11 protein-coding genes are annotated in these 12,684 nt (G+C 69.7%); 3 read left to right on the top strand and 8 right to left on the bottom strand.

The annotated features are described in order from the left end of the window. Positions 1-6: 6 nt before the first annotated feature. Genes AC1ROD_RS05215 through AC1ROD_RS05200 form a run of 4 tightly spaced genes read right to left on the bottom strand, consistent with a single transcriptional unit; the run spans position 7 to position 1,766 of the window. Positions 7-483, bottom strand: coding sequence for a hypothetical protein (locus AC1ROD_RS05215; protein WP_492947188.1), 477 nt, complete (start codon positions 481-483; stop codon positions 7-9). After that, the gene (locus AC1ROD_RS05210) at positions 480-1,049 is read right to left on the bottom strand and encodes a response regulator (protein ID WP_492947187.1); all 570 of its coding nucleotides are present in this window, start codon (positions 1,047-1,049) and stop codon (positions 480-482) included. The genes AC1ROD_RS05215 and AC1ROD_RS05210 overlap by 4 nt, the downstream gene beginning before the upstream one ends. Before the next feature lie 7 nt (positions 1,050-1,056). Further along, entirely contained in the window at positions 1,057-1,377 is a 321-nt protein-coding gene (locus tag AC1ROD_RS05205; protein WP_492947186.1) for a hypothetical protein, read from the bottom strand. A 2-nt stretch (positions 1,378-1,379) separates the two neighbouring features. Beyond that, positions 1,380-1,766, bottom strand: a complete 387-nt coding sequence (locus tag AC1ROD_RS05200; protein WP_492947185.1) for a response regulator — start codon at positions 1,764-1,766, stop codon at positions 1,380-1,382. Positions 1,767-1,891: 125 nt separating this feature from the next. On the opposite strand from AC1ROD_RS05200, the gene AC1ROD_RS05195 reads away from it, so the two are divergent. The 3 genes from AC1ROD_RS05195 to AC1ROD_RS05185 are packed head-to-tail and all read left to right on the top strand — an operon-like array spanning position 1,892 to position 7,271. Further along, entirely contained in the window at positions 1,892-4,846 is a 2,955-nt protein-coding gene (locus AC1ROD_RS05195) for a hybrid sensor histidine kinase/response regulator (RefSeq protein WP_492947184.1), read from the top strand. Then, entirely contained in the window at positions 4,846-5,316 is a 471-nt protein-coding gene (locus AC1ROD_RS05190) for a chemotaxis protein CheW (protein ID WP_492947183.1), read from the top strand. Before AC1ROD_RS05195 ends, AC1ROD_RS05190 begins: the two co-directional genes overlap by 1 nt. 23 nt (positions 5,317-5,339) lie before the next feature. After that, positions 5,340-7,271, top strand: a complete 1,932-nt coding sequence (locus tag AC1ROD_RS05185) for a methyl-accepting chemotaxis protein (RefSeq protein ID WP_492947182.1) — start codon at positions 5,340-5,342, stop codon at positions 7,269-7,271. Between the two features lie 55 nt (positions 7,272-7,326). Here AC1ROD_RS05185 and AC1ROD_RS05180 read toward each other — a convergent pair whose 3' ends face one another. The 4 genes from AC1ROD_RS05180 to AC1ROD_RS05165 all read right to left on the bottom strand — a co-directional run bounded on the left by AC1ROD_RS05180 (position 7,327) and on the right by AC1ROD_RS05165 (position 12,673). Beyond that, complete coding sequence (locus tag AC1ROD_RS05180) at positions 7,327-8,166, bottom strand: CheR family methyltransferase (protein WP_492947181.1); 840 nt, start codon at positions 8,164-8,166, stop codon at positions 7,327-7,329. Next, entirely contained in the window at positions 8,163-9,263 is a 1,101-nt protein-coding gene (cheB, locus tag AC1ROD_RS05175) for a chemotaxis-specific protein-glutamate methyltransferase CheB (protein ID WP_492947180.1), read from the bottom strand. Before cheB ends, AC1ROD_RS05180 begins: the two co-directional genes overlap by 4 nt. Before the next feature lie 55 nt (positions 9,264-9,318). Beyond that, complete coding sequence (locus AC1ROD_RS05170; RefSeq protein ID WP_492947179.1) at positions 9,319-10,893, bottom strand: DUF5605 domain-containing protein; 1,575 nt, start codon at positions 10,891-10,893, stop codon at positions 9,319-9,321. A gap of 76 nt (positions 10,894-10,969) precedes the next feature. Continuing rightward, positions 10,970-12,673, bottom strand: a complete 1,704-nt coding sequence (locus AC1ROD_RS05165; protein ID WP_492947178.1) for an alkaline phosphatase D family protein — start codon at positions 12,671-12,673, stop codon at positions 10,970-10,972. Between the last annotated feature and the right edge of the window lie 11 nt (positions 12,674-12,684).

Raw genomic sequence — 12,684 nt, 5'->3', positions numbered from 1 at the left:
GCGCCTTTAGGCTGCACGGCGGGCCGAGCGTGTGATCGCCGAGGTCATGGCCGACAGCCCGGCCAGCAGCCGCGCCTGATCGGCAGGAGCCAGCGACCGGTCGAGGAACAGCAGGGCCAGCCCCTCCGCCTGAACAGTCACCGCCCCCACGCGCCAGCAGCCGCAGTCGATCCAGCCGTCCAGCAGGTCGCACAGGTCGATGGTCAGGGGCACCAGATCGTTGCGGCGCGCGACGGCGGCGGTCTCGGCGACCGACAGGGCCAGCCGGCGGACGGCCCGGGCGTCGGCCTGGATCGCTTCGTCGGATCGGCGACAGGCGGTCAGCAGATCGATGATCAGCGGCCCGAGCCGGATCGCGATGGCGGGCGTGATGGCCTCCACCCGCGCCTCGGCGTTGCGGGCCAGGGTCTCGACCGTTTTCGTGTCGGTCGCGCTCAGAATTCGCGCCAGACGGTTGGGCGGGGTGAAGCTGACCCTGGTCATGTGAACAGCCCGTCGATCTCGTCCTGGGACAGGGCGCGGTCGGGCGTCGCGGTGATGCGCAGGTCCTCGGCGCGGCGTTCGTAGACGCCCGGCGGCAGGGGTTCGGTGCGGAAACGGCGGTCGGGTCCCTGATACCGGGGCGTGTCGATGAAGGCCCGCCGACTCTGGGCGATCCACAGCATCCGCTCCAGAAGGATCATCGGCGAGACCGGCTTGGCGATGGTGAAGTTGGCGCCGGAATCGCGGGCCCGGACCACCTTGGACTCGGGCGTCGAGGCGCTGAGCATCAGGACGGGGGTGCAGGCGTTCGGCCCCTGACGGTCCGCCCTCATCTCGCGCACCAGGGTGAAGCCGTCCTCCTCGATCATCTCGCAGTTGACCATGATCAGGTCGAAGCGACGGGTCAGCAGGACCTCGCGGGCCGCCTCGACGCTATGGCATTTGGTCGGGCGGCTGATGCCGAAACCCATCAGGATAGCGCCGAGCAACTCCGTCGACTGCGGATTATCGTCCACGACCAGGGGGTCGACGTCGCGGAGGGCCAGGCGGGTTCTGGACAGCGGCACGACGGCCTCACTCGACCTGCATCAGGCGGTCGGCCGCCGTCTGGTCCAGCCCCTGCGCAGCGGGGCCGTTGAGCAGGTGGGCGTCCGTCCGGGTCTCGACGCGGCCCGTCGCCGAGGCCGCCAGCCGGTCCAGCCTCTGGCCCACCAGATCCTGAAAGGCGCAAGTCTGAAGCACGTCCAGAAAGGTCGCCTCGATCGCGGCGGCGTCGACGAATGGAGCCTGGGCCAGATCCAGCCCGCGTTCCGACAGGGACAGCAGGGTCTGGGCGGCGGTATCCAGCACGTCGCGAATGACGGCGATCTCGGCGAGGAAATCGGACCGGGTCATGGTCAGATCTCGCCCAGGACGGAGGTCAGCTTCTGTTTGAGCACGGCCAGGGTGAAGGGCTTGATGACATAGTTGTTCACCCCCGCCTGACGCGCCGCGACGACGTTCTCGGTCTTGGCCTCGGCGGTGACCATGACGAAGGGTGTCGTCTTGACCTCATCGTCGGCGCGCACCCGTTGCAGCAGCTGCAGTCCCGTGGTCGGCTGCATGTTCCAGTCGGACAGGACCAGGCCGTAGGACTTGGCCTTGATCATCTGGAAGGCCGTATCGCCGTCGGCCGCGTCGTCCACATTGTGGAAGCCGAGCTGGTTGAGCAGCCCCCTGACGATCCGGATCATCGTGCGGTAGTCGTCGACCACCAGGACATTCATCGTCTTGTCGACCGCCATGGTCCCTGCTCCCTCTCCCGGCCCTCCCGGCCCGGATCGAAGGTGAAACCATACACTCTAAGGTTGAGTTAACGACGAATTGGCACAGTTTTTAGTTGTAACTTCCGGTTAACCCTGTTCGCGTCATGGTTGCTTCGCCCGGCCGTCCGGGCTTGCGACAGGGTGATCCGTTGGACGAGGTCGTCAGGGATTTCGTGGCTGAGGCCCTTGAGGGGCTGGAGGCGCTCGATTCGAAGATGGTCCGGCTGGAACAGGCGCCGAACGACCCTGCCCTGCTGGGCGAGATCTTCCGCCTGGCCCATACGCTGAAAGGGACCAGCGGCTTTCTGGGCCTGTCGCGGCTGCAGGGCGTGGCCCATGCGGCCGAGAATGTGCTGGGCGGATTTCGCGATGGAACCCTGGCCGTCACCCCGAGCGCGGTCTCGGCCATCCTCGACGTCCTGGACGTGATCCGCGAGATCGTGGACCACCTTTCCGCGCATGGAGAAGAGCCCGGCGGAGACGACAGCCGACTGATCGCGGCGCTGGACGCCATCTTCGCGGGAACGGCGGCCGAGGCCGCACCGGCGCCGAAGACGGCCGCCCGCCCCCTGCTGGAACAGCTGGGCGGAGAGGCGACGCTGGACGCGGCCTGCGAGGCCGCCCTGCTCGCCCTGGCGGCCGACGCCGAGATTCAGGCCGTGGTCGGAACGCTGGACGCCGACCGGGTGCAGTCCGCCCTGAGGGACGGTCTGTGCACGATCGCGCGCGGCGGGGCGGGAGACTTCCCCACGGTTCTGGGCGCCGCCCTGCCCGGGCTGACGGCCGAGACCTCCGGGCGCGTCGTCGCCGCGATCCGCAAGGCCCTGCTGGAACTGGAAGCCGAGGCCGAGGCCGTGGACCGGGTGCTGGCGCCGCCCGCCCCTCCCCCCGCCGCAAGCCCGCGCGCAGAGGCCGCGCCCCCGGCCGCCGCCGACAGCCAGTCGATCCGGGTCAATGTCGAGGTGCTGGAAAACCTGATGACCGTGGTCAGCGAGCTGGTGCTGATCCGCAACCAGTTGATCCAGACCCTGAGGACCGATCCCGAGAGCGCCTTCGCCGGACCGCTGAACCGGCTCAATCAGGTGACCAGCGAGCTTCAGGAAGGGGTGATGACCACCCGGATGCAGCCGATCTCCGGCGCCTGGGCCAAGCTGCCGCGCCTGGTGCGCGACCTCGCCGCCGACCTCGGCAAGTCGATCGAACTGGTCATGCAGGGTCAGGAGACCGAGCTGGACCGGCAGGTGCTAGAGCTGATCAAGGACCCCCTTACCCATATGATCCGCAACGCGGCGGATCACGGTATCGAGACGCCCGAGCGTCGCCGCGCCGTGGGCAAGCCGGACGCCGGCCGCATCCTGCTGCAGGCCCGGCATGAGGGCGGCGCCATCCTGGTCGAGATGTCCGACGACGGACGCGGCCTGCCCGCCGAGGCCATCCGCGCCAAGGCCCTGTCGGCCGGGCTGATCACCCCGGCCCAGGCCGCGGCCATGACCGACGCCGAGGCGCGCCAGCTGATCTTCGCCCCCGGCTTCTCCACCGCCGATCAGGTCACCGCCGTCTCGGGACGCGGCGTCGGCATGGATGTGGTGCGCACCAATATCGAGAAGATCGGCGGCGCCATCGAACTGGCCTCGGTCGAGGGTCAGGGCACCCGCTTCACGATCCGCATTCCCCTGACCCTGAGCATCGTCTCCGCCCTGATCGTGGAGGCCAGCGGCGAACGGTTCGCCATGCCCCAGTCGAGCATCATCGAACTGGTCAGCACCGGCGCGGGTCCGTTGTCGGACGAGGCCCCAAGCGAAAGCCAGGACACGTCGGACAGCGAAGGCGATACAGGAGGGGGGCAACCCTCCCGCCGTATCGAGGAGATCAACGGCGCCTGGGTTCTGAGGCTGCGCGACCGGCTGCTGCCCCTGGTGTCGCTACAGGCCCTGCTGGGGCTGGAGGAGCGCGAGGACCCGCGCGCCGACGCCTGTATCGTGGTGGCCCGCATCGGCGCCTTCACCTTCGGCGTCATCGTCGACCGGGTGTTCGACACCGAGGAGATCGTGGTCAAGCCGGTCGCCTCGGTGCTGCGCCATCTGAAGATCTACTCCGGGGCGACGATCATGGGCGACGGCTCCGTGATCATGATCCTGGACTTCAAGGGGATGTCGCTGGAGGCGGGCGCCGGCCATCTGGTCAACGGCGCCGAGGACACGCCCGAGGCCGGGGCGGAGGCGTCGGGCGAGACCCGCACCCTGCTGGTCTTCAAGACCCCCGAGGCGGCGCTGAAGGCGGCCCCGCTGGACAGTGTGGCGCGGATCGAGGACCTGGACTGCGCCAGCATCGAACACGTGGACGGCCGGTCGGTGATCCAGTACCGGGGCGCCCTGATGCCGGTTGTGGGTTGCGACGGCAAACCGGTCCGGATCGAGGACGGGGCTGAGGACGGGCAGACCCACGAGAACAGGCGTCGCCCACTGCTGGTGTTCGCCCGGGGCGCGACCGGCTTCGGCGTCCTGGCCGAAGAGATCGTGGATATCGTCGAAGGTCCCGCCATGGCCCAGCTGGGCGGCGCCGGCGCGAGCGCGGCGGGAAGTCTGATCGTCGCGGGCCAGGCGACGGAGCTGATCGACCTCGACTTCTACGGCCGGAGCGCCGGGGTGGCGTCCGCGACGCCCGTCCCCGCCGCCGCCTCCCCCGCGGCTTCAAAGATCGGGGACCGGCGTGTTCTGGTCGTCGACCAGAGCCCCTTCACCCGCCTGCTGCTCGCCCCCCTGCTGGCCCAGGCGGGATACGGGGTCGAGGTGGCGTCCAGCGCCCAGGATGCCCTGACCCTGCACGACGGCGGCGCGGTCTTCGACCTGATCCTGGCCGACACCACGCCCGGGGCGCCCGGCGCCCGCCAACTGGCCCACACGCTGGGCCAAGCCTCGGCCTGGCATGCGACGCCCTTGCTGGGTCTCGGCGCCTACCGGATGGAGGCGCGCGACCGGCTGGACAGTCTCGAGGCTGATCTCGACCGCGAACAGCTGCTGAGCGACCTCGACGACAATCTGCTGCGCGGAGCCGCGTGATGAGCCAGCCGACGACAGACGGGGTTCAGGGACTGGTCTCGGTGCGCGTCGGCGACCAGACCTTCGGCGCGCCTGTGCTGAGCGTGCAGGACGTCATCGCCCCCGTGCGCATCGACCGCGTGCCCCGCGCCCCGGCCGAGGTGGCGGGGTCATTGAACCTGCGCGGCCGGATCGTCACCGCCATCGACATGCGTCGCCGCCTCGGCATGACGCCGCGCGAGGCCGACCAGCCGCATATGTGCGTCATCGTCGAGAGCGCAGGCGAGCTCTACGCCCTGCAGGTCGACGATGTCGGCGACGTCCTGTGGCTGGACCTCGCCGCACAGGAGCCTCAGCCGATCACCCTGGCCAGCGAATGGCGCGCCCTGTGTGCGGGCCTCTACCGTCTCGACGGCGACCTGATGCTGGTCCTCGACATCGAGGCCGTGTTGGCCCTGTCCGCCGCGGCCCCCGCCCCCATTGCAGCCTGACCCTTCATCCGAGGAACACGCCCATGCCCGCACTCGCACACGCTTCTGAAGCCGCCAACGAACCGGCCCTGCTGGACCCCGCCTTCGCCGCCGCGGCGCTGGAGGGCGCCGCCTCGGCCCTGATCCTGCTCGACCCCATGGGCGAGGTGCTGCGCGTCAACGGCGCGGCGCGCGGCCTGATGCAGGCCCACGCGACCGCCCTGTCCCAGGCCTTCCCCGGCCTTGATCCCCTGAACCCCGAGGGCGGGCGGATGGGTCTGAGCGGAGTCAGCTTCACGCCCGGCCGAGCCGGCGCCGCGCCCGACGTCCGCACCGGAGAGATCGCCGTCGGCGCCGCCCCCTTCTCGGTCCGGGTCACCGCCGTGCGTGATGAGGTCGGCCGGCCGCTGGGCGAGCTCGTCGAACTGGCCGATATCGGCGAGGACCGCAAACAGGCCGGGATGCTGGCCGCGCTCGACAAGGTTCAGGCGGTGATCGAGTTCGCCTTGGACGGCACGATCCAGGACGCCAACGCCAACTTCCTGGCCACCGTCGACTACCGGCTGGAGGACATCGTTGGGCGCCACCACAGCCTGTTCGTCGATCCGACGGAGGCGCAGGGGCCCGGCTATCGCGCCTTCTGGGAGCGGCTGGGCCGGGGAGAGTTCGACGCGGGTCAGTACCGCCGCCTCGGCCGCAACGGCAAGGAGGTCTGGATCCAGGCCAGCTACAACCCGATCCTCGACGCCGCCGGACGGCCCTTCAAGGTCGTCAAATACGCCACCGACATCACCGCCCAGAAGCTGGAAGCCGCCAACTTCTCGGGCCAGATCGACGCCATCAACAAGGCCCAGGCCGTGATCGAGTTCACGCTCGACGGCACCATCCAGAACGCCAACGAGAATTTCGTCGGCGCCGTTGGCTATCGGCTGGAGGACATCGTCGGCCGCCACCACAGCCTGTTCGTCGATCCCGAATACGCCGCCAGCGCCGAGTACCGCCGGTTCTGGGAGAAGCTGGGGCGTGGCGAATACGACGCCGGCCAGTATCGCCGCCTCGGCAAGGACGGCCGCGAAATCTGGATTCAGGCCAGCTACAACCCGATCCTCGACAGCAACGGCCGGCCGTTCAAGGTGGTCAAATACGCCACCGACATCACCGCCCAGAAGCGGGTCGCCGAGCGGGTGACCCAGATCTCCGGCATCGTCGCCTCCGCCGCCTCCCAGATGCGCGCGACCGCCGAGGGGATGGCGGTCACCGCAGAGGAGACCACGCGTCAGGCCGGGATGGTCGCCTCCGCCGCCGAGATCACCTCGGTCAACGTCCAGACCGTGTCTTCGGCCGGCGAGGAGCTGACCGCCTCCATTGGCGAGATCGCGCGGCAAGTGGCCGAAAGCTCCAGCATTTCCCAGCACGCGGTGACCGAGGCGGACAAGGCTTCGGACTCGATCCGCAGCCTGGCCCAGGCGGCGCAGAAGATCGGCAATGTGGTCACCCTGATCAACGACATCGCCGGCCAGACCAAGCTCTTGGCGCTCAACGCCACCATCGAGGCGGCGCGGGCGGGCGAGGCCGGCAAGGGCTTCGCGGTCGTGGCCTCGGAGGTGAAGAGCCTGTCGGACCAGACGGCGCGGGCGACGCACGAGATCTCGTCCCAGGTCTCGGCCATGCAGTCGGCGACCCAGACCTCGGTCGGGGCCATCGGCGGCATCACCGACACCATCCGCAAGGTCGCCGACATCGCCTCGGCCATCGCCGGCGCCGTCGAGGAACAGTCGGCCGCGACGCGCGAGATCGCCGCCAACGTCACCCAGGTGGCGGAGGGGACGCGGCAGGTGTCGTCCAGCATCGCCGGGGTCAACGCCGCCGCCGTCCAGACCAGCGACGCCTCGGCCGACCTGCTCAAGGCGTCCGGCGAACTGGCGCAGCAGGCCGAGGCCCTGACGCTGGAGATGGACAAGCTGGCCGCCGCCTGAACGGCAGGTCGGTGAGGTCCGGGGGGGCGCGGCGACCCTGGCCGCGCCCCTTTTTTTATGCGCGCAGACGCTCCTCGCGGACGCAGGGCTGGAAGGCGCCGCGCAGGCCGGGCATGGGTTCGAAGGCGCTGTCCAGACCGACCACGGTCTCGGCGCTGCCCAGGACCAGGGCGCCGTCGGGCTCCAGCGCCTCGGACAGTCGGGCGAGCGCCCATCGCTTCTGGATCTGCTCGAAATAGATCAGGACGTTGCGGCAGAAGATCAGGTCGAACCGGCCCATGCCCGCGGTGCCGTCCATCAGATTGTGCGGACGGAACTCGACCAGGGTCCGGACCTCCGGCGCGATCGACCAGTCGCCGCCGTCGCGTTTCAGCCAGCGGGAGCGCCGGGCCTCGGACAGGCCGCGCGAGGTTTCGAAGTCGCTGTAGACCCCGCGCCGGGCGCGCTCGAGGATCGGCTGGGACATGTCTGTCGCGACGATGTCGATCGTCCAGTCGGGGAACCGGCGGCGCTCTTCCAGCAGCAGCATGGCGAGCGAATAGGGCTCCTGACCGCTGGAGCAGGCAGCGCTCCAGATGCGCAGTCGCTTCGCCCCGACCCGCCGCGCCACCAGCGCCGGCAGCAGCACGTCGCGCAGCTGGTCGAAGGGGGTGGCGTCGCGGAAGAAGTAGCTCTCGTGCGTCGCCATGGCGTCGACGGCGCGCTGGGCCAGGCGGCCGCGCGGGTCCAGACGCAGGCGGGCGAACAGGGCCTCCAGCGTCGCCAGCCCCTCTTCGCGCATCAGGGGCGTCAGCCGGCTCTGCAGCAGATAGTCCTTGTCGGCCCCGAGGCTGAGGCCCGAGCGTTCCAGCACCAGACGGCGGAAGGCCTCGATGTCGCTGATCGCCCCGGTCATGCGGCGGCTCGCTTCAGCCATTCGCCGATGCGCGACAGGGGCAGGACGGCTTCGGCGCGGCCGGTCCGGGCGGCGGCGCCGGGCATGCCCCAGACCACGCTGGTCGCCTCGTCCTGGACCACGAACCGGCCGCCGGCCTCGGCGACGGCGGCGCAGCCGGCAGCCCCGTCCGAGCCCATGCCGGTCAGAATTACCGCCAGCGCCCCGGGGCCGTAGGTCCGGGCCACGCTGCGCATCAGGGGATCGACGGCAGGACGGCAGAAATGCTCGGGCGGCTCATGGTCCAGCCGGATGACGGGGCCCGCAGCGGCGCGCTCGACGGTCATATGCCAGCCGCCGGGGGCCACATAGGCGCGGCCCGCGACCACCGGTTCGCCGTCCACGGCCTCGCGGCAGGGGCGATCGCCGGCGCGCGACAACTGCTCCGCCAGAAGGGCGGTGAACATGGGCGGCATATGCTGGGTCAGGAGGATGGGCAGGGTCACGCCGCGCAGGGCCTCGAAGACCTGAACGAGGGCGGGCGGCGCCCCGGTCGAACCGCCGATGGCGATGACCTCGGGCCGGGCGGTCTCCGCGGAGGGCGGCGGGACCGGACGCGGCGAAGGGCGTGGGGTGGGCGCGGCGCCCACCGGCTCTGGCGCGCCGCCGAGGGCCCGGACCTTGGCCAGCAGCTGACGATGAAACTCCTCGGCATGGACCAGGCCCCCGCCCTCGGGCTTGGAGACATAGTCCGAAGCCCCCGCCTGAAGCGTGTCCAGACACAACCTTGCATTGCGCAACGTCAGAGTGGAGGCGACGATGACCCGCACCCCGGGGCGACGCGCCAGGATCAGCGGCAGGGCGGTCATCCCGTCCATCACCGGCATCTCCAGATCCAGGACGATGACGTCGACCTCGACATGTTCGAGCTGAGCCAGGGCCGCCTGTCCGTTCTCCGCTCGCGCCACCACGGATACCGCCGCATCGGCTTCCAGCGCCCGGGCGATCAGGCCGCGCACCACAGCGGAGTCATCGACGACCATGACGCGGATCGGACGCCCCGGATCGGTCTGCGAGAGATCGGGTTGGGCGAGGTCGGAAAGACGGGACGGCTGCACGGGCGACTCCTAGAGGCCGCCCCTTCTAACCCGACAGAGGTGAATTCAATACTACTTATCCGTGTTCGCGAGTGAGCCGCACGGCCATCCATTGTCTTGACGGCAGGGCGACCACCGGCCGCTCCGGATCGCGGTATGTGTATTTGGTCGCGCCCTGGCTCAGGGTCATGACACCGGGCAGGCGTTCGACGGTCATGTTCCAGGTGTCGATGACGTCGACGGCGAAACGCTCGCCGCCGGTCAGGCCGTCGCGCGGGATGTCCACGGTCCAGCCGTCGGGCGCGGCCTCGCCGAAATAGCGCAGATAGACCTCGCCCGCCTTGCCGCCGATGTGCCGCTCCCACCATTTGTCGATGGGCTCGAAGCCGGGCGTGGGTCCGGCCTCCATGACCGTCTTGAAGAAGGCCAGACGCGGCGCGCTCTGCCCCCTCAGCGATCCACCCGCGCCCAGCCAGTAGTCGTCCTGCGGATTATCGAAGGTCTCGGAATGGCCGACGTAGGTCCCGGCGACCAACCCCTCCCAGAAGGCGCGGACCATCTCCGGTCCGGTCAGATTGCCCCAGCGCTCGCCGATGTCGCCCTCGTAGCGAACCTCGTCGAAGACGACCGGCTTCTTCCAGACGTCGCGGTAGAGGACGGCGCGGGCGTCGTCGATCACGGCCGAGCCGTTCTGGATACTGGCGTGGGTCACCCACGGCCGACCGTTGTCGAACAGGGCTCGCCAGTTGTGGATCGAGCGCAGGCGGCCATGCGGATCGCGCGCCTGAACCAGTCGGCCCAGACGGTCGAAGTCGTCGGCGGTCTTGGCCTTGACCACGTCGAACTCATTGGCGAGCGACCACCAGACGTTCCGGTACGCCGACAGCCGGGCGACGACATAACGAACGTAGCGATCGTCGATGTCGGCGGACATCTCGTCGAAGCCGAAGCGACCATCATAGGGATGGAACAGGATGACGTCGGCCTCGATCCCCATCCTGCACAGGGCGGCGACGCAGGCATCGAGGCGCTGGAAGAAGGCGGGGTTGAAGCGGGTCAGGTCCCAATCGCGATCGCCTTGGCCGGCCCGTTCGAACGGCGCCAGACCGTCATTGGTCTTCACCGAGGCGTTGGGGAAGACCAGCATGCGGATCTTGTTGAAAGGCGCGGCCTGCAGGGTCGCCAGGGTCTCGCGCCGCCGGGCCTCGGGCTGGTGCGTCCAGCCGTAGCTGGTCGTGCCGAGCTGACGGTAGGGCGTCCCGTCGGCATGGGCGAAGTGATAGGTCTCCACTACCCCGACCGGGCCGTGGCTGCCGGACGTCGGAGCCACGACCTCAACCACGCCGGTGTGGCCGTTGAGGGCGGGAAGGTCACTGCGGGTGGTCCAGCGCCAAGCCCCCGTCTCCGGCGGCGAGAAGCGGATGCGCCAGGTCCCCTCACCGTCGTGGAAGCCCGGGACCTCCAGCGACGTGCGCCCGTCGGTGAAGGCGGCCGAGACCTCGACGTCGAATGGATTGCCGGGGGCCTCACCGGTCAGGACGACCTCATGCAGTCCCCAGCGTTCGACGATCGGCGTCGCAGCCGCGACCGGCCCCGCGAGGACCGCCGTCAAGCCGACGCCTCCGGCGGCGATCACTCCGCGACGCGTCATTTGCCCGGCCATTTCCGCCCCTTTCGCTCTTCCCTGAAGAGAGCCTAGCGGGCGGGGCTGACCGGGTCGACCGGTGTCAGATGCGGGTCGTCGGGCCCAGACCGGCGTCGGTCTTCGCCACGCTCCAACGCGTCACCGTCTTGGCCTCATAGGGTCTGGAGACGATGGTCGATACCCCGACCAGATCGGCGCGGGCCTCGGTCGGGGTCAGGGTCAGAAGGATGTAGCCCTTGGAGGTCTGGTCGCAGAACAGGACCTCGGTGTTGGCGATGTCCAGCGCCATGCCGAGCGGGAAGTCGCCGATGGCGTCCTGCGGCGAGGGGCTGGTGATCGAGCTGGTCCCGAACTCGACGGCGACGCGTTCACCGGCGGCGTCGGCCAGATCGTTGACCCAGAAGGAATGGCTGTCGCCGGCCAGGACGATGGGCTGGACGCCCGCCGCCTTGAAGGTCTGGTACAGGCGCTCGCGACCCGCCGGATAGCCGTCCCAGCTGTCGAGGTTGAACGGCAGGCCTTGGGCGAACAGGGCGATCGAGCCCTCGACCTGGGCGCGGATCGAGGCCGGCAGGCCGCCGAGCATGCCCGAGATCTGCTCCGGCGTGGCCATGGCGGCGATGTTCGGTCCGGCGACACGGGCCATGACAACCTGATTGCCCAGCACCTGCCAGGGACGGCCGGCGGCCTTGGAGGCGGCCAGTTCGCGGCCCAGCCAGTCGCGTTGGGCGTCTCCGAGCAGGTCGCGCTCGGGGGCGTTGCGCCTGGCCTCGAAGGCGGCGGCGTCGGGGACGGGCTTGCCGTCCGGGCCCGGCTTCATCGTGATGTCGGCCGCATAGGTCAGCTGCTGCTGACGGCCCTGCAGCCGGGTCTCGACCATCATCAGACTGGCCAGATCGCCGAAGTGGAAGGTCCGCTGGATCGCCTCGGCCATCTTGCCGGGAACCGGTTCGCGGATGGGCATCCACTCGAAATAGGCCTTCAGCGCGGCGGCCTTGCGCGCATTGAAGTCGCCCTCGGTCGCGGACTGGTGGTTCTCGGCGCCGGTGTTCCAGGTGTCGTTGGCGACCTCGTGATCGTCCCAGACGCAGATGAAAGCGGCGCGGGCGTGGGCGGCCTGGAGGTCGGGGTCGGTCTTGTACTGGGCGTGACGCTGGCGGTAGTCGGCCAGGGTGACGATCTCGTGCGCCGGCTCAGGGATACGGTTCAGGGCCGCGCCGGCGGTCATGCCGTAGTCGTCAGCCTCGGCGCCGTATTCATAGATGTAGTCGCCCAGGTGCACGATCGCATCGAGCCGATCCAGCTTCGCGATGGCGTCATAGGCGTTGAACAGACCGCCCGGATAGAGCTGACACGAGACCACCGCCAGGGCCGCGTCGGCCGTGGGACCTTCCGGCAGGGTCTTCACCCGCCCGACCGGCGAGGTCACGCCCGCGGCGATGAAGCGGTAAAAGTATTCCGTCCCCGGCTTCAGCCCCTGACCATCGAGGTCGTGCTTGACCGTGAAGTCCCGCGCGGGCTCGGCCGAGAGGCCGGTCGAACGCCGGACCATGTGGGCGAAGGCCGCGTCGGACGCGACCTCCAGCACCACCGGGATCGGACCGCTGGAGGCGTCGGCGGGAGTGACCCGCGTCCAGAAGATCGCCGCCGTCGTCGACGGATCGCCCGAGGCGACGCCGTGCCGGAAGGCGACCGCCCCCGCTTGCGCGGTCGCCGCCGAAGCGACGACCGGGACGGCGCCCGCCGCGCCGATGGATTTCAGGAGGCCGCGGCGGTCGATCTTCATGACGCTCTACT

The organism is Brevundimonas sp. GW821-FHT12E07 (assembly GCF_058807035.1).
Note: the sequence above shows the minus strand (reverse complement) of the source record. Positions and strands in the feature narration are given on the sequence as shown.